This is a genomic window from Halostagnicola sp. A-GB9-2 (genome assembly GCF_030068615.1).
In the GTDB taxonomy this organism is placed as follows: domain Archaea; phylum Halobacteriota; class Halobacteria; order Halobacteriales; family Natrialbaceae; genus Halostagnicola.
This window is the reverse complement of record NZ_JASJOC010000004.1, coordinates 164,346-182,165: the sequence shown is the minus strand read 5'-3', so window position 1 is coordinate 182,165 and position 17,820 is coordinate 164,346. Positions and strand designations below refer to the sequence as shown.

The 17,820-nt window shown below is 61.0% G+C and carries 15 protein-coding genes; 11 read left to right on the top strand and 4 right to left on the bottom strand.

Annotated elements, in window-relative coordinates; all coding sequences use genetic code 11:
• The first annotated feature begins 5 nt into the window (after positions 1-5).
• Together QNM96_RS11980 and QNM96_RS11975 are read left to right on the top strand one after the other, a co-directional pair.
• Complete coding sequence (locus tag QNM96_RS11980) at positions 6-773, top strand: ABC transporter ATP-binding protein (protein WP_283836614.1); 768 nt, start codon at positions 6-8, stop codon at positions 771-773.
• Complete coding sequence (locus QNM96_RS11975) at positions 773-2,185, top strand: ABC transporter permease (RefSeq protein ID WP_283836612.1); 1,413 nt, start codon at positions 773-775, stop codon at positions 2,183-2,185. Before QNM96_RS11980 ends, QNM96_RS11975 begins: the two co-directional genes overlap by 1 nt.
• Before the next feature lie 17 nt (positions 2,186-2,202).
• On the opposite strand, the gene QNM96_RS11970 is transcribed toward QNM96_RS11975, so the two are convergent.
• Positions 2,203-2,883, bottom strand: a complete 681-nt coding sequence (locus QNM96_RS11970) for a DUF5518 domain-containing protein (RefSeq protein ID WP_283836610.1) — start codon at positions 2,881-2,883, stop codon at positions 2,203-2,205.
• Between the two features lie 87 nt (positions 2,884-2,970).
• On the bottom strand, positions 2,971-4,080 hold the full coding sequence (locus tag QNM96_RS11965; RefSeq protein ID WP_283836608.1) for an AI-2E family transporter: 1,110 nt from the start codon (positions 4,078-4,080) through the stop codon (positions 2,971-2,973).
• Positions 4,081-4,170: 90 nt separating this feature from the next.
• On the opposite strand from QNM96_RS11965, the gene QNM96_RS11960 reads away from it, so the two are divergent.
• From QNM96_RS11960 to QNM96_RS11945, 4 genes are all read left to right on the top strand, one after another.
• A complete protein-coding gene (locus QNM96_RS11960; protein WP_283836606.1) occupies positions 4,171-5,277 on the top strand; it encodes a thiamine ABC transporter substrate-binding protein in 1,107 nt (368 codons plus the stop codon).
• A 42-nt stretch (positions 5,278-5,319) separates the two neighbouring features.
• Positions 5,320-7,221, top strand: coding sequence for an iron ABC transporter permease (locus QNM96_RS11955; protein ID WP_283836954.1), 1,902 nt, complete (start codon positions 5,320-5,322; stop codon positions 7,219-7,221).
• Positions 7,218-8,309: an ABC transporter ATP-binding protein gene (locus tag QNM96_RS11950; protein ID WP_283836605.1), complete on the top strand. Its 1,092-nt coding sequence runs from the start codon at positions 7,218-7,220 to the stop codon at positions 8,307-8,309. The genes QNM96_RS11955 and QNM96_RS11950 overlap by 4 nt, the downstream gene beginning before the upstream one ends.
• A gap of 424 nt (positions 8,310-8,733) precedes the next feature.
• Positions 8,734-9,045, top strand: a complete 312-nt coding sequence (locus tag QNM96_RS11945) for a hypothetical protein (protein ID WP_283836604.1) — start codon at positions 8,734-8,736, stop codon at positions 9,043-9,045.
• A 79-nt stretch (positions 9,046-9,124) separates the two neighbouring features.
• On the opposite strand, the gene QNM96_RS11940 is transcribed toward QNM96_RS11945, so the two are convergent.
• Positions 9,125-11,500 carry an ATP-dependent DNA helicase gene (locus QNM96_RS11940; RefSeq protein WP_283836953.1) on the bottom strand — a complete coding sequence of 792 codons (2,376 nt, stop codon included), beginning with the start codon at positions 11,498-11,500 and terminating at the stop codon, positions 9,125-9,127.
• Between the two features lie 274 nt (positions 11,501-11,774).
• Between QNM96_RS11940 and QNM96_RS11935 the strand changes: the two genes are divergently transcribed.
• Positions 11,775-12,014: a hypothetical protein gene (locus tag QNM96_RS11935; RefSeq protein ID WP_283836602.1), complete on the top strand. Its 240-nt coding sequence runs from the start codon at positions 11,775-11,777 to the stop codon at positions 12,012-12,014.
• A 170-nt stretch (positions 12,015-12,184) separates the two neighbouring features.
• Positions 12,185-12,763 (top strand): DUF1684 domain-containing protein, encoded by a 579-nt coding sequence (locus tag QNM96_RS11930; protein ID WP_283836600.1) that lies wholly within the window; start codon positions 12,185-12,187, stop codon positions 12,761-12,763.
• A 213-nt stretch (positions 12,764-12,976) separates the two neighbouring features.
• On the opposite strand, the gene QNM96_RS11925 is transcribed toward QNM96_RS11930, so the two are convergent.
• On the bottom strand, positions 12,977-13,657 hold the full coding sequence (locus tag QNM96_RS11925; protein ID WP_283836598.1) for a class I SAM-dependent methyltransferase: 681 nt from the start codon (positions 13,655-13,657) through the stop codon (positions 12,977-12,979).
• Between the two features lie 217 nt (positions 13,658-13,874).
• Between QNM96_RS11925 and QNM96_RS11920 the strand changes: the two genes are divergently transcribed.
• The 3 genes from QNM96_RS11920 (at position 13,875) to QNM96_RS11910 (ending at position 17,750) form a co-directional block, all read left to right on the top strand.
• The gene (locus tag QNM96_RS11920) at positions 13,875-15,035 is read left to right on the top strand and encodes an extracellular solute-binding protein (protein ID WP_283836596.1); all 1,161 of its coding nucleotides are present in this window, start codon (positions 13,875-13,877) and stop codon (positions 15,033-15,035) included.
• A gap of 314 nt (positions 15,036-15,349) precedes the next feature.
• Positions 15,350-16,969 carry an iron ABC transporter permease gene (locus QNM96_RS11915; RefSeq protein ID WP_283836595.1) on the top strand — a complete coding sequence of 540 codons (1,620 nt, stop codon included), beginning with the start codon at positions 15,350-15,352 and terminating at the stop codon, positions 16,967-16,969.
• Positions 16,970-17,171: 202 nt separating this feature from the next.
• Positions 17,172-17,750 carry a hypothetical protein gene (locus QNM96_RS11910; protein ID WP_283836594.1) on the top strand — a complete coding sequence of 193 codons (579 nt, stop codon included), beginning with the start codon at positions 17,172-17,174 and terminating at the stop codon, positions 17,748-17,750.
• Positions 17,751-17,820 lie beyond the last annotated feature (70 nt).

The following is a 17,820-nucleotide window of genomic DNA, read 5'->3' as shown; positions in this document are numbered from 1 at the left end:
CCACCATGTCGAATACGGGGACAGACTCGAACCCGGAGGCCGACCCGAGCCCGGGCACACACTCGAACGCAGGTACTGCGGTCTCTCTCGAGAACGTCCGCAAAACCTACCAGCTCGGGGAGCCGGTACACGCGCTCGACGGCGTCTCCCTCGACGTTCCCCGAGGATCCTACACCGCGATCATGGGACCGAGCGGCTCCGGGAAGTCCACGTTGATGAACCTCGTCGGCTGTCTCGACACGCCGACCGAGGGAACGGTCGTTGTCGACGGGCAAGATGTGAGCGCCCTTTCAGGACGCGAACGAACCAGCCTCCGCGGGACCGAGGTCGGGTTCGTCTTTCAGACGTTCAACCTCATGCCGCGGCTAAACGCTCTCGAGAACGTCGCACTCCCCCAGTTGTTTCAGGGGATTTCCCGCAGCGATCGACGCGACCGAGCGCGCGAACTCTTAGAGCGCGTTGGACTCGGCGACCGGACGGATCACCTCCCGAACGAGCTTTCGGGCGGACAGCGCCAGCGGGTTGCACTCGCTCGAGCGCTGGTGAACGACCCGGCGATCGTGCTCGCGGACGAGCCCTCGGGAAACCTCGACACGGAAACCGAGGCACAAGTGCTCGACCTCTTCGCGGAGTTCCACGGCGGCGGGACCACGATGATCGTCGTGACCCACGAGCGCCACGTCGCCGAGCGCGCCGAGCGGATCGTGCACCTGCTCGACGGTGAGATCGAGCGGATCGAAGAACTCGAAGGGGGCCCGGAGGGAGACGAGTAATGGGACCGCTCGAGAGTCTGCGTCTCTCCTGGCGCTCGATCGCGGGCCACAAGCTCCGGTCGGGGCTGACGATGCTGGGCGTCATCATCGGCATCGCGGCGGTGATCGCGTTCGTCACGCTCGGTGCAAGCCTGCAGGCTGGCGTTATCGGCGACATTAGTCCCGACGACCAGCGCAACCTCTACGGCTGGGCGGCAGATCCCGACGTCGAGGCTGGACCGGGTGCCGGCGCACAGCCCGTCTTCAGCCAGAACGACCTCGACGCCGTCGGCGATCTCGAGGACGTCGAGGCGGCCTACGGCTACGCCCCCTTACAGACCCAGACGATCAGCGACGGCAACGAGACGGTGCCACAGGGCGACGGCGTCGTCGCGTCGGGCTCGTCGTACATCCGGGCGGACACGCTCGAGGCGGGCGAGCAGTTCGAGTCGGGCGAGGAGCAGGCGGTGCTCAATCCCGCCGCTGCCGGCCAGTTCGAGGAGGACGTCGAGGTCGGCGACGAACTCACGATCACGCTGTTGACCGGCCAACAAGTCGAGACGGAGGTCGTCGGCATCACGGATACCTCCGAAGGGCTAAGCCCGTTCGAAGGGTTCGAGAACTCGCCAAGAGTCTACGTCCCGACCGAACCGTACTACACCGAGCAGGCGGCCGAGATGGGCGGCGGACAGCAGGAGGGGGACGGTGAGCAAACCGGAGACGGTCAGCAGGACGGAGAACAAACTGGAGACGAACAACAAGCAGACGGCGACCAACAGAACGGAGGTGAAGGAGACGACCCACAAACCGCCGCGCTGGCGATGCAGGACGAACCCGAAGCCGAAGGGGCCGACGACGCTTGGTTTACCGCGATCATCGTCGAGGCGGAATCGACCGACGAAGAGGCGATCGAGGACGCTCGAGACGCCGCGACGGCCTACCTCGAGAGCGACGAATCGGACGCGGGCGAGTTCCTCGGAGATGATCTCGTTGTATCGCTCGAGACCAGTACAGAACTGCTCCAGCAGTTACAGGACATCCTGAGTCTGCTCCAGAACTTCATCGTCGGCATCGCGGCCATTTCGTTGCTCGTCGGCTCGATCGGCATCGCGAACATCATGCTCGTATCGGTCACCGAACGAACGCGGGAGATCGGGATTATGAAAGCCGTCGGCGCGCAGAATCGGGACGTCCTCGGACTCTTCCTGATGGAATCGGTGATCCTCGGACTGGTCGGCGCGGTGCTGGGAACCGCACTCGGATTCGCCGCGGGCTATCTCGGGGCCTGGTATATCGGGCTCCCACTGGTCTACCCGCTCGAGTACGTCGTACTCGCCGTCGTCGTCGGGATCCTCGTCGGCGTCGTCTCGGGGCTGTACCCCGCCTGGCGGGCCGCGCGAACGGACCCGATCGACGCGTTGCGCTACGAGTGACGGTAACTGGGCGTCGGTCAGGTGTCGAATCGACCGTCGTCATCGTCTCGGGAATCGACTTCGTCGTTGGGCCTTCCGCTATCGCGGCGGTTCCCGACTCGATCATCGTCGGTATCCGTGTTGATCGGGGGCCGGTCTCGATCCCAGTAGGAGTCCGATTCGTGATCATCAACTCGGTCGCCGTCGGAGGGGCCGAATCCGTCGTCCTCGAGCGGGGCTTCGTCTGTCTCCGAACGGGTACTAGTCGTAGCGTACTCGCCCTCGGACGAACGACTCGAGTCGCGGGGCGCGTTTTCGTACCCTATCGTTTCTCGTGCGGAGGCGTGTTGTTCGGGATACTCGCGCGCCAAATACGCGCCAAGCAGGCCGCCGAACACGGAGAGTCCGACGACGTAGACGAAAAAGCCGCCGGCGACGATACCAAGAAACAACAATCCGACAGCGGCTCCGCTCGCGGGCATTCCGGCCACGCCGAAGCCGACGCCAAATATCACGGCGAAGAACATCGCGATACCGGCCATCGGCAGAAACATGATCAGTCCCGAGAGCGCGCCGGAAATCGCACCGTCGCGGCCGTCCGATCCCTCGAGAAATCCAGCGGCGGCACCGCCGAGAATCGTCGAAAACGGGATGAACGAGAAAACGACTGCGACGACCGCCCCGATAACCGCGTTCACGAGTGTCCGTCCGGAAACCATAGTCAGGTTCCTAGATGGCAGGTGCGGAGAAAAAGACATGGGATAGTGAAGACGACGGGAAGACTGGCGGACGAAAGCAACTGGGTCTCAACCGTTACCGGCAGGCCGAGACTCCGGATCGTCGGACGAGTCTTCAGATTGAGCGGGTTCTTTCGGTTCGAAGCCCGAGCCCTCGAGATCGGCGGTCTCCTCAACGATTTCGGTAAACGTTCGATCACCGTTGACTTCGTCTCCGAGCAGGTCGACGGCTTCGACGAAGACAGCGACGATCAGCGGGCCGACGACGATACCGATCGGACCGAGCGTGAACAGGCCGCCGGTAAACCCGACGAAGTAGAGACTTCCCGGCAGATTCGCGGATCGACGGGAGAAGTACGGCCGGACGCCCACGTCGGGGAACCACGCGATTAGCGCTACGCCGAGTACTCCCACGAGGATTCCGGCGACGAGTTCGCCGACCGCAACGTGGTAGATCGCGATTGGGGCGATGAGCAGACTCGGCCCGATTATCGGCACGAACTGGAGGATCGCGGCGATCATCGCCAGGGTAAAGGCCATGTCGTATCCGAGCGCCCAGAACAGCGGGTAGCCGATGAGCAACGTTGCGACGGAGGTCGCGAGTTGCAACACGTAGATAGCATACAGGGTTTCCCGCGCGCGCTGGGCGAGCGCGTAGACGATGTCGCGGTACCCGTGTGGAACCGGTGCGATGGCCGCTCTCCCAGCCGCATCACCCTTCCGAAGCAAGGCGAACAACAGGATGACAAACAGCGCGAACTTGATCGCGAGGACCGGCAAATCGGAAGCGAAGGCGATCGCGACGTCGCTCAGCCAGGAGAGAGCGAACGACTGCACTTCGCCCGCTTCGAGCGTGTACGTCTGGTCGTATACGTCGATCACGATTTCGGATGGAAGGCTTCGAACGAGCGCCTCGAGTTCCTCGAGACGGAGATAGAGCGTCAGGAAGATCGGCGAGAAGACGGCAAGAACGGTTACAAAGCCGAGCGTCGTCGCAGCGATGGCCGCCATGCGATCGGTGAGCCCTCGCCTGATGAGCCAGCCGTGGACCGGGATGAGAACGTATGCGACAGTCAGCGCGAACAAAATCGTCCCGAGCACGTCGAGTAAAATCGCTCCGGTGAGCACGCCGAGTATGGCAACGATTCCGGCGATAACGAGTCGGCGATTCGATGGCACAGATACACCTCACAGTCGATGCCTAAAGTCGTTCGGACCGCCGGAGCGCCGATCACGGCGTTTAAGACTACCCGGTGTCACAACCGAGTAATGCAACGACGTACGTTCGTTCGTGCCGTCGGCGGGGGCACAGCAACCGCGGGGCTTGCCGGCTGTCTCACCCGAGAAAACGGCGAAAACGGAGAAAACGGAGAGGAGGACGAAGGTGAACTCAAGATCGCGACGTACTCATCGTTCGTCGAGGGGGAACTCGAGGACGGAGACTCGCCGGCCGAGTGGCTCAAAGAAGCGTTCGAGGAAGAGTACCCGGATACGGAAATCGATTGGACGGTCCCCGAAGAGGGACTTAACGTCTACATCCAGCAGGCCCAACAGGAGAGCGGCGTCGATGCGGACCTCTTTCTCGGCCTCAACGTCGACGATCTGGTCCATGTCGACGACAACCTCGACGACCAGTTGTTCGAGTCGCTCGACCGAGACGAACTCGAGAACGCGAATCGAATTCGAGACGATATCGACTTCGGCGACCCGGACGACCGGGTGTTACCCTACGATACGGGATACATCAGTCTCGTCTACGACGAAAGCGCGGTCGAGACGCCCGAGACGTTCGACGATCTACTCGATTCGGAGTACGAAGACGAGTTCGTCGTCCAGAACGCACAGGACTCCGATCCGGGACAGGCGTTCTTGCTCTGGACGATCGACCAGTACGGCGAGGACGACTACCTCGACTACTGGCAGGATCTACAGGACAACGGCGTCATGGTCGGCGATAGCTGGACGGACACCTACTTCGGACCGTACGCGAACGAAGAGCGGTCGGTCATCGTCTCCTACTCGACCGATCAGGTCTTTCACGCGGGCGGCGACGATCCCGATCTCACCCGGAACCAGATCGCGTTTCTCGACGGCCAGGGCTACGAGAACCACGAGGGAATGGCCGTCTTCGCCGACAGTACCAAGACCGAACTCGCGCACAACTTCATGAACTTCGTCCTCACGAGCGAGGCCCAGGCCGCGATCGCCGAAAAGAACGTCCAGTTTCCCGCGGTCGCGGACGAGTTCGTCGACCTCGACGAGAGCTTCTATGACTACGCCCACGAGCCCGAGGAGTCGGTTACGTTCACCTACGACGAACTCGACGGCAATCTGAACGACTGGGTCGACGACTGGGAACAGACGATCGTCCAATAACGGATCGTGACACCGAGCGACGAACACGACAGCGGCCGGAGTTTGATCGGGAAACAGCCCGTTCGTCGCTTCCTCGAGGATAGTACCGTCGCCGACTGGCTCGAGCGCCACGCGCTGAAACTGACGGCGCTCCTGTCCGCCGGCGTGCTCGCCGTAATGCTGTATTTTCCCGTCGGAATCGTGTTCGCGAACGCGGTCTTCGTCGACGGCGTTCCGACGCTCGAGCACTTCCGGGCCGTGCTGGCCGATCCGTTCTACTTCGGGTCGCTGGCGGCAGTCTTCGAGAACCCGCTCGCGATCGGGGGTCACCTCGGCGCGCTCGTCGGCTGGCTCGGCGCGATTTCGATCTCGTTGTCCCTCGAGACGCCGCTTCCGAGCCTCGAGGTTCCGCTTCCCTGGGTTTCCGTTCAGACCCCCGGCGTTCGAGGCGGACTGTTCGGCTTTACCGCCTATCAGGCGGCGCTATCGACGATAGCGAGTTTGGTGCTCGGATTGCCGGCGGCGTACGTGCTCGCGAACTACGAGTTTCGGGGCCGACAAACGATTCGATCGCTGACGATCCTGCCGTTCGTCCTTCCCGGGATCATGGTCGCCGTCGGCTTTTACGCCATGTTCGGGCAGGCGGGAACGCTCAACTCGTTGCTCGGCGCGGTCGGGCTCGGACCGTACTCGTTCATGCAGTACAGTCCCCTCACGATCGTTATCGTCGCCCACGCGTTTTACAACGCGCCGCTAATCGCCAGAATCACCGTCGCCGCGTGGGAGTCCGTGGATACGCGAACCGTCGAAACGGCCCGCAGTCTGGGGGCGAGTCGCCGCCGTGCGTTCCTCGACGTGGTCGTTCCGCAGTTGCTTCCTGCGGTGTTCACCGGTGCGCTGTTGACGTTCATCTTCACCTTCATGACCTTCCCGATCGTGCTCGCGCTGGGCGGCCTCGAACTGGCGACCGTCGAGGTCTGGATCTACGATCGAATGCGCCGCCTGGACTACGCCGAAGCCGCGACGCTTGCGATCCTCGAGACGATCCTCTCGCTCGGACTCACTTACGCCTATCTCAGGTACGAGTCCGCCCAGTCCGGGCTTTCACGGGCCGCGTCGTCACCCGGCAGAGAAAAGCTCTTTCCGGACCTTCGAACCGCACTATCCCCCAAGCGGCTCGCCATCGTCGGCTACGGCGTCGTCGCGCTGGTCGTCTTCGTCGGGCCGATGGTGAGTCTCGTCATCGGAGGAGTTACCGATAGCAACGGTGTTACACTTCGGCACTACTCGTTCTTGCTCGAGCGTCAGGTCGAGGGCGCGGATTTCCAGACTCAGCCGTATCCGGCGATTCGAAACTCGCTGCTGTTTGGTCTGGGAACGCTCCTGATCGCCGTTCCGATGGGCGTCGTCGTAAGCGTGGTGACGGCTCGCGCCGGACAAAGCGGGACGATCATCGACACCCTCGCGATGGTGCCACTCGCCGTCAGCGGCGTCGTCTTCGGAATCGGGCTCCTCCAGGGACTCGTCTTCGGCATCTCGCTTCCGTTCGGCTGGCAGTTTCAGGTGACCGGGGCGGTCGCGATCGTCGTCGCACACGCCGTCGCCGCCTATCCGTTCGTGACGCGAAACGTTTCACCGCTTCTGTCAAATCTCGACCCGGCGATGATGGAATCCGCTCGTGCACTGGGCGCTTCGCGAACCCGCGCTCTGCTCGATATCGAACTGCCGTTAATCGCCAGCGGGATCGTCGCCGGCGCGGCGTTCGCCTTTGCAATCTCGATCGGCGAGTTCTCTTCGACGGTGATTTTGGCCGGCGGCAGCGAGACGTACACGATGCCAGTCGCACTCGAGCGGTATCTGGGCCGCCGATCCGGCCCTGCGATCGCCATGGGAACAATCTTACTCCTCGTCACCGCCTCGAGTTTCGTCGTCATCGACCGCGTCGGCGGGAGGTTCGAGCGGTGACCGAACTCAGCCTCGAGGCCGTCACCAAGCGGTACGGCTCGGGAGCCGGCGCGACAGAGGCCCTCGAGCGGGTCGATCTCGAGGTTCGAGACGGCGAGTTCTTCACGCTCGTCGGCCCCTCAGGCTGTGGCAAGACAACGACGCTCCGGACGATCGCCGGCTTCGAGGAGCCGACGACGGGAACAATCACATTCGACGGCGAACCGATGACCGGAACCGCTCCCGAGAACCGCGACGTCGGCGTCGTCTTCCAGAGTTACGCGCTCTTTCCGCACATGTCCGTCGCCGAAAACGTCGGTTACGGGCTGCGATTTCGAGATCCCCCTAACGGAACCTCGGGCGAGCAACGCATCGAACAACTGCTCGAGTTGGTCGACCTTGAGGGCATGGGTGAGCGAGACCCGACACAGCTCTCGGGCGGGCAACAACAGCGCGTCGCGCTCGCTCGAGCGCTCGCGCCCGAGCCGAGCGTTCTCCTGCTCGACGAACCGATGAGCGCCCTCGATGCGCAACTCAGAGAGTCGCTTCGCAGGCAACTGAGCCGGATCCAAGAGACGCTGGATATCACGACCGTCTACGTGACTCACGATCAGGAAGAGGCACTCGCCGTCTCGGATCGTCTCGCCGTAATGAACGAGGGGCGAGTCGAGCAGGTCGGAACGCCCGAAACGATCTACCGAACGCCGAAGAGTCGGTTCGTCGCGGAGTTCATCGGCGACAACAACGTTTTCGAGGGGGAAATCCTCGAGAAGGGGCCCGAGAAGGCACAAGTTACAGCCAACGGGCGAACGTTTCGACTCCCGCTCTTGGACGGGGCCGATGACGGCTCGACGCAAGACGGAAAAGCCGGGAACCGTGGCCGAGTAACGTTCTGCGTCCGTCCGGAGCACCTCTCGCAAAGCGCGGAAACCAACAGATTTCCCGTGGACATCGAAACGAGCGAATTCCTCGGAACCACCGTTCGCGTCCACGGAAAATGGAACGGGATGTCAGTCGTCTTGCTCCTCGAGGAGGTTCCGGACGGCGACCTCACAGTCGGCTTCTCTCCCCGCGATGCGACCATCGTCAGACGAACCACGCAAGGCTGAAAATCGAAGTTTCAGAGGGAGAACCGTTTGTTCGGTCGGAAGACGGTGGATCGTCGGTCACCGATCGTCGACCACCTCGATCGAACATATTCGGGACTGTTCTTCAGGGTTGAGAACCGGAACGGGACTGAAGGAACTGACCACTACAGTTCTTTTCAACGCTGGCTGGTATCACGACCGAGGCCACGAATACGCCGTGACACCGAACGTGTCCCGTTGAACCGGTTGCGAGCCCGTGGATGCGGTGGTCTTGCCAGAGCCACAAACGGGCCCGACGTTCCGATATTGCTGTCTCGGTCGTTCTACTGGTTGCCTCGTAGATCGTCTACTTTCGAATGTTCACTCAACACACACCGACAAACACGGCGACATCGTCGAACGCATCGAAATCGACGACCGCTCTCGGAACCCACGAATCAAGTACATGAACGGATACACGGCGGTCATTATGATCGCAAACACTGCGACCTTCCTCACCGGCGGTGCAGTCGCGCTGCTCGCGTTTCGGGCGTACAGACGAACGAACGCTCCAGCACTCCGAGCCGTCACGATCGGGTTTTGCTGTATCATCGTTGGATCGGTCCTCGGCGGACTCGCCCACTACCTCGAGGGGGACGTCGCGCTGGGCGTGGCCGTCCAGAGTTCGGCCACGGCGTTCGGTTTCGCGATCCTCCTGTACTCGTTGTACGCGGAGATGAGCGACTCGGCGTCCGGCTCGACGACGGTCATTCGATAAGCTGGACCCGGTGATCGAGCTGGTATCGGTGTCGGCCCTCAAGCTGGCTACGACTCGAGCTGGTTACGACTCGAGCTGGTTACGACTCGAGCCGGCTTCGGAACCGCTCGAGACCGAGTTCGAGCATGTCGGGACTCACCGGCTGGAACTCCTCGTCGGCGGCGAGATACGATCGAACCGAATCCCAACTGTCCCGAGCGTAGCGTTCGTCGAGCAGGACGCGAACGCCGACATCCTCGGGACTGCGGACCACCCGGCCGATCGCCTGTCGCGCTTTTCTGACTGCGGGAACGGTCAACGCGTACTCGAACCCGTCGCCGAACTCGTCGTCGTAGGCGCGGCGAACCGCTTTCGTTCGCGGGCTCGAGGTGTTGACGATGGGGACGCCACAGACGACCGCTGCCGAGAGCCGATCACCGCGATAATCGACCCCCTCGGTGAGCGTTCCCCGCAAACTCGTGACCAGTACCTTTCCCTCGCCCGAGAAGAATTCGTCTTTGAGCGACTGGGTCGTGTCGTCGCTGCTGGAGGCGTCCACAAGGACAGGTTTTGCGATTCGATCCTCGAGCGCTCCCGCCGCCCACTCCGCCTCGGCGTAACTGGGCATCCCGACGAGGACGTTACCGGGAAGGTCGGCGACCTGCTCGAGCGCGTCGACGTAGCTCCTGCGGGTCGGGTTTTCTTCGCCAGCGCGACCTCTGTTCTCGTAGGTGAATTTCGGCGCGGCGACCGCGAAGCTTTCGCGGTTTTCCGCCGGAAAATGTAACCCGTACTGTCGTTTGGCGACCGGCCGATCTTCCTCGCGTTCGAGGTACTCGAGGCCCGTCACCTCGGTGAACGCGTCCATCGGCTCGAGGGTCGCGCTCATGAGCACGCCGCCGCCGAACGTCGAGAGCTGCGAGCCGATCGCATCGCTCGGAACGCAGTTGTGCAAGGCGAGTTGAGCGGTGTAGGCCCGCCGCCACGAATCGTCGGGCTCCATCTCATTCCACGTTCGCTCGAGTTCGATCTCCCTGAAGTAGTCGGTGTGCCCGCGGCGGTACCACTCGCCGAGGAGACGACCGGCGGCGGGCATCGAGCGGGTTCGGTCCTCGTCCTCCGCGGAATTCAAGATGCGTTCGACGATCGCGCCGACCGCCTCCGCCCGAACCCAGACCGAATCGCTGTATCCCGCTCGAGACGCCCATTCGCTAATCTCGTCCTCTGCGGGTTCGGCGGGGTCTCGAAGCGGGATCTCGTCATCTTCGAGCTGCGTCAGATCCGCCTTCCAGTTTCCGTACTCCTTCTCGAGGTGGGCCTCCACGCGTCGCTCAAGTTCGCCCCGAAGATCCTGCACGAACTCAAGGGTCTTCTCGAGTTCCTCGTAGGAAACGTCGCTATCGGCGAGTTCCCCCCGAACGAGATCCGCGTCTGCGGTCTTGGACCCACCCTCGGTTTGTCTTCCCTGCCGTTCGTGTCGAACCGGCTGGATAACGCGCGAGAGTTCCGTCTCCGCATCTCGTAGCGTCCTGTCGGCCACCCCGTCGCTGACGAGGTTTCGAACGCGGGGCTCGAGCATGTGAGCTTCGTCGCAGACGACGAACGTCGAGTCGTCGAGCAATGCGCCGGTAAACGAAGACGTCGTCGTCGGATCGAACGCGTGGTAATAATTCCCGATCACGACCTCGACGTGGCCGAGTACGGCCCCCATCACCGAGTGTGGACAGGTTCCGTGGCTGGCGGAGAGGCCGACGAGGTCTTCGGGCGTGACGAGTCCCGTCTCGGCGAAATCGAACGGAACCGCTTCGGCGGCGTCGCCGTCGCTACCCTCGTCCGGAAGATCCTCGAGGTATTGGGCGTAGAACGGACAGTACTCGACTTCGCTTCCGGCCGGCCCGCCATCGTCGTACTCGGGCATGTCTGGTGGATAGGGCGTTGCTTCGCCTGCAGTCTCGAGGAAGTTGGCCGAGCCGCCTCGAGAGCCGCTGTCGGCGAGCCCGATCTGTTGACTTCGCGCGCGAGAGGCGAGATTACCCGCCGTCGTCGAACCGCCTTCGCCTGTGAGTGCTCGCGTACGATCGCGAAGCGACTCACACCGATCGTAGACATTGCTATCGTCGATCCCCGCCTTTCCCTCGCGGTTATACGGGCAGACATCCGCCTTTCCGACGAGCGTGAGCCCGGAGACGGGGTCCCAATCGGACGGGAGATTCGCGTTGATCGTCTCTAAATCCTCTTCGAACTGATGGAGTTGCTGTTTGACGCTCGTGAGGACAAACACGCGCTCGTACTCGCTGTCGGGATCGCGAACGAGGTCGATCCCTGCGGTGAGCGCGATCATCGTCTTGCCGGTGCCACAGGCCCCCTCGATCACGGTATAGCCGCCGTCGCGTGCGGTTTCGATGGCTGACTCGATACCGTCGACCTGCTCGTCGTAGGGAGTCGGATGGCCGAACACCGAGCGCCAATTCGTCATGCTGTGCGTATTCATCGTCGGTCAGCCATATCCTTGACGGACCTCGATTGGTCCGGCTTCCGGGATAAACCCTGGCCCGCTGATCGCTCAGTTGCGTGACTACAGTCTCGATCTACGTTCGACCGCGATTTTGCCACGGTTCGACCGCAAGCCGGCCGAAATTCGACTCGAGGAATGTTGAATATAGTCGGGCGTACACGATGAACTCTCGGGAAGAATTTTATATTGATACTGCCAGCGTGGGGCTTACACGTGTTGGTCACCTAAGGAAGGTATGAGAGTCCCGAAACAACTACGAGACGTCGACCGACACGGAGCCACCGTTCGGACCTACAACTACGACGACAGCGGTGTTATCGTGGTCGATTTCGGCGCTGCTGCCAGCGACATCACGGTCGACGTGATCGACGGCACGGCAATCGTCGTCACCGACGGCGAGCAGTTCGAATTCGAACTGCCGGCCGACGCGAGCGAGGTTTCCGTGAACAACGGGATCCTCACGATCACCGAATAGCGCTCCACCATACCATCGCATCACTGGCTACCCATTATTAGCCACCCCGTCACTGACCACCTCGATCAGTAGTCCTCGTGCAACCGAATTTCGGTGTCCGTGATCGAATCGATCGTGTAGATGCGCTCCGAAACCACAACCCACTCGAGTGCTCGGCCACTACGATCGCCATGAGCGATTCGTTCGACGTCGAGACCTGGCGCTCGGAGCTCGAGGAAAAACGCGCCGAAAAAGACGAGTTCTTCGCCGACCATCCGCAGTCGCCGATCCCCCCGGAAGAGCGCGAGGAGTTTTCCGGCCTCGAGTACTTCGAGCCGGACTCGGACTACCGCGTGGACGCGACCGTCACCGTCCACGACGATCCCGAACCCGTCACGATGGATACGACCACGGGTCGAGAGGTCAGATACCTCCGAGTCGTGACGCTCTCGTTCGACCTCGAGCGAGCGGATCCGGAGCTAGCCGATGGGACCTACGAACTGGCGGCGTATCAGATGGAGCGGCCCGAAGAGGAACCCCTATTTATTCCGTTTCGGGACAAAACAACCGGACAGCAGACCTACACGGGCGGTCGGTACATGGAACTCTCGCCGGAGAGAGATGTGGTGGATGGCGACGACATCGTCCTGGATCTGAATCTCGCGTATACGCCGTTCTGTGCCTACAGTGAGACCTTTGACTGCCCGCTACCGCCGGAAGAGAACTGGCTCGAAGTAACGGTTCCAGCGGGCGAACGGTTCGAGCAATAGCGCATCCGAAACGGGAGATTCAAGTTTCGAGAACGGTGTCCTCTCGAAAAGAGGACGGTTTCAACTCGAGCGCGATCGAAGTGAGAGGAAAGCAACGAGCCGTAACCGGGGGATGTGAGGGGTTTTCAATCGGTCTCGAGTGGAAATTAGGGGGTTCGGAACTGGTCGGCATTCTCGCCGCCCACGAGCTGAAAAACGACGGCACTGGGCCGATCAGGGCGAGACGCCGACAGTGAGGAGGGTTCCATACTCCCGATAGCGTTCGACCATCTCCTCGCGCGTCTCCCAGTCATCCGTCGGGAATTCGGCTTCGTGCGGGATCGTGGTCTCGCGGTCGGGTATGTTGTCCTGTTCGGCGACGTGAAGGCCCGCGTCTCGAAAGGCAGTTCGGTACTGCTCGCGGTCCCACCGTGTCATCTCGACGGAGATGAACTCCTGCCACTCGTGAGAGTGAACGTTCTCCTCGTAATAGTTGACCGCACAGTAGAAGGTCCCGCCGGGTGTGAGGACCCGGGCGATCTCCTCGAGGGTCTCGTGGGGGTCCGCCGCGTAATAAAATGCTTCCATCGACCAGACGTGATCGATCGAGTCGGTCGCGAACGGCAGCGAGCCGAAGTCGCCGACGACGTAGCCGACCTGTGAATCGTCCGTGTAGTCCGCGGCGTTGCGGGCCATCTCCGGCGAGCCGTCGAGTCCGTAGATGCGGCCCGCGTCGTTGGTGTCGCGGATCGCCCGACCCGCGTACCCGCTTCCGCAACCGAGGTCGAGGACGGTGTCGCCGGCTTCGACCGGCATTCTCGCAAGCGCGTGCTTTGCGGTGTGCCAGTGGCGATCCTCCATCCCTTTATCACGACCGTCCGTCGCCCACTCGTCGAACTCCTCGCGAACGCTCATGTGGGCGCTATTGTGCCGCGGGAGACAAAACGCGTTCGCATGACCGATACACTTTTTAGGATAGCCTAAATTAGTAGAGACAGAGAGGTTTAGGCTGGCCGAAACCCCTGGGCATCGGGTTGAGACCGGCTTATAGCGATAGCTGTCCCACCTCTCCCTCATTTCTCCGAAACACAATCGGAAGGTATTAGTGTTTTAGGTCAGCCTAAATCTAAATATGCAAGAACGCAACAGCAACCGATCGACTCGAACGCCGACTGGACGACGACGATTCCTCGCCATTACAGGCATCTCAGCAGCCGGCGTTGCAGGCCTCGCAGGATGTCTCGGAGACGATGACGACGCAACCCCGATCGCGGAATCCGAACCGCTATCGGAGTCCGTCGACTCAACTGCCATCGAATGGGACGACCTCGGCGACCTCGAGGGGGAAATCGACATCTACTCCGGCCGAACACGCGACCAGATCCATCCGGTGTTCGAGGCCCTCGAAGACGAATACGACGATCTCACTGTCAACGTCGATTACGACGATAACGACGTGCACGTGAATCAGCTCATTCAAGAAGGCGACGCTGCGGGAGCGGACCTGATGTATTCGCAGGATCCCGGCGCGCTCGGCGAACTCGAGCGAGAAGGCGCTGTACAAGAGCTTCCGGAGGACATCGTCGAGGCCGTTCCCGAAAGCTACCGCGACCCGAACGGGTACTGGACCGGCGTGACCGGTCGCGTGCGCTCGATTCAGTACAACAGCGAACGCTGGGACGGCGACGAAGACGACTTCCCGACCGACATTATGGAGTTCGCGACCGACGATCGGTTCGAAGGGATCATCTCGACACGGCCTAACTCGGGGACCTTCCGAGGCTTTATTCAGGCGATGGTCGAACGCAAAGGCGAAGATGAAACCCGTGAGTGGGTTCGGGCAATGGTCGAAGATCAGGACATCCAGCTCTTCTCGGGCGGATCCGATCAAGCCGAGGCTGTCAACACTGGCGGTGACGACGATCCGATCGTCGGCCTCGGAAACAGCTACTACGCCGCACGTATTCTCAACGAAGATCCCGACGCACCGATCAGAGCGACGTTTACCGAAGAAGACGCCGGCTGTCTGTTCAGCGTCGCAGGCGTCGCCGCGACGAACAACGTCGGCGACCCCGAACTCGTGGCAGAGTTCATCCGCCACCTCATCGCCGCCGAAGGACAGGAATTCATGATGGAAGCGAACGGAGAGTACCCCGTCGTCGAAGGGGTCGAGTACGTCGGCGACCTCCCAAACCTCGAGGAGATCAACCCGCCGGAGTTCGACCTCAGCGAGTTCGACATGGACCTCCAAGAAGCAGGCGACCTCCTCGAAGAAGAGGGAATGACGGTCTAAGACCACTCTCTACTGGAACCTCACCTACTGGAACCTTACTTTCCACCGGAACCCCATTCTTCCCCTTCCATCGGAACCCCATTCTTCCCCTTCGCCGAGACCTCATTATTTCTCTTCTACCGAAACCTCATTCCTCCTCTCCCACCGAAACCTCATTCTTTCTATGTTCTCACAGTTTGTTGATCCTCACGATTTATTGAATTTTGAATCCGTTTAGCTGTCCACCTCGGGACGCTTCGGGGCATTTAGGTAGACCTAGCTCAAACGAACGAGTGAGAGTCGCGGCCCCTCAGCGAACAGATCAGACGTCCATAATGAAATCACTCACGAACTATTTCGATTTTTCACGTCGACTCGAGCCGATTCTCGAGCGTCTCGGTGAGACCGACCGTTCGATGGTCGCGCTAGGAACGGCGAGTGCCATCGTTGCATTCCTCGTCGTCTCACCGATGTTCTGGCTGGTCTGGCAGGCGACGACGGTCGAGCCGTCACGAGCCTATGGGCTCATCGTCTCCTCGCAAACGGCGTGGGTGACGGCAAACAGCGTCGGACTGATGGCCCTGGTCACCCTGTTTTCGATTCTACTCGGCGTTCCGCTCGCCGTTCTGACGACTCGGACTGACCTTCCGTACCCCCACTTCTGGACCATCGTCGCCGCACTGCCACTCGTTATCCCGAGCTATATCGGCGCGATCGCGTTTACCGGCATGTTCGGCTCCGGCGGGGAAGTCGACTCAGTGTTCGGAATGACGCTTCCGCCCGTTGACGGACTTTCCGGAGCGGTATTTATTATCACGCTGTATACGTACCCCTACGTTTTCCTGACGACTCGAGCCGCGTTATTGTCGATGGATAGCTCGATCGTCGACGCCGCTCGGACGCTCAACGCTGGGCCGTTCGAAGCGTTCCGCCGCGTTACATTACCCCAGATACGACCGGGAATCGCCGCCGGCGCATTGCTCGCCGGTCTCTACGCGATATCCGACTTCGGGACGCCGGCGTTCATGCAAGCGAACGTCTTCACGAGTTCGATCTACTGGGAGTTCAGTAATTTTGCCGTCGAATACGCCGCGTTACTCGCGTTGCAACTGGTCGCGATCGTTGCCATCGTTCTGGTCATCGAGGCTGGCATCGGGCAAGACGAAGACGCCGCCGGGGGTCCGGGGCAGGGTAGCAAGATGCGACTCGGCCACTGGAAGTGGCCGGCGATGGGCTTCGTTTCGACGATCGGAATCGTCACCCTCGTCGTCCCCGTCGCCATTTTCACGAACTGGCTCATCCGCAGTCAGGGCGATCCGATCCCGTCACTCGAGTTCGAGTGGGGGTACGCGTTCAATTCGATCTATCTCGCCCTGTTGGCCGCACTGGTCGCCTGCTTGTTCGCACTCCCCGTAGCCTACTACTCCGGTCGGGCCAACTCGCTCGTCTCGCGGATTCTCGAGCGAGCAACCTACATCGGATTCGCCGTTCCTGGCGTCGTTATCGGACTCGCACTGGTGTTCTTGGGAACCAGAACATTACCCTCATTTTACAGGCAAGGAGTCTGGTTGCTCGTGTTCGCGTACGTCGTCCGCTTCCTGCCACAGGCGGTCGGGACCGTTCGATCGTCCGTCCTCCAGGTCGACGAAAAGACCATCGAGGCCGCTCGGACGCTCAACGCCGGCCCACTCGAGACCTTCCGGCGCGTCACATTGCCGTTCATTATGCCCGGCGTGATCGCCGGTGGAATCCTCGTCTTCCTGACGACAATGAAGGAGTTACCGGTAACGTTGATGCTCCAACCCGTCGGAATGGATACGCTGGTCTCTATCGTCTGGGATGCACAGGACGCGATCGCCTACCGATACGCGGCCGTTCCGGCCCTCCTTTTGATCCTCATCTCAGGACTCTCAATGGTGATCTTGCTCCGGCAGGAAGGCGGAGACATCAGTTGAAACGGTCAGGATAACGGTTGAATCAGATAGATCGAGAGTCGCCCCACAAACGATCTGAGCCAGAGTATGAAGCGAATCTGAGGAGAGATCATATCAAAGGTACATCATAACGGCAGAGATGGCAGATGACCCACCGTCGTAGGGGGCTCTATCTCGAGACATCCGCACGCTTAAGTCGATCCCGAAAGTTGATATCCTCAATATGGAGTACTCGCTCGAGATCGATGACACCCCGGAAACGGTACCAGGTGGAACTGGAATACTTCTTCTCCATCCAAGCACAGGCGAAACCGACCGCATCGATACGGAATTCTTCAAAACGGATACCGACCACTTCCTCGTCGTTTCAACTCGAACCACCGCTCGAGAGGTGAGACAAAAACTCGAGTACTACGACGTCGACGAGGAATCCGCCGAGATACTCGACACGCTGAGCATCGAACGCGGCTACTCACGCCGCTCGAGCGATACCGTCCATTACGTGAGCGCACCGGACAACATCGACGGAATCCTCGAGCACATTGACGGCTTTCTCGATGCACACGACGGCAAACTCCGGATCAGCTTCGATTCGGTCACGGAACTCGCTTACTACGCCGACGACGAATCCGCCCTCGAGGCCGTCAAAAAGATTCTCGGGATACTCGAAGAATACGATGCGATCGGGCTCTTTCACCTCTCCGAGGAAGTCCACGACGACGACATCGTCGACGAGTTCCGCGAACTCTTCGACGGCGTGATCGATCTTGACGAGGATGGAACCGTCGCGACGGAGTTCTAACTCGAGCGTAACGTATCGGTTCGTATACTCAGATTGATCGCGTCAGCTGCGGTTCGTTCTTGAGTGCTTT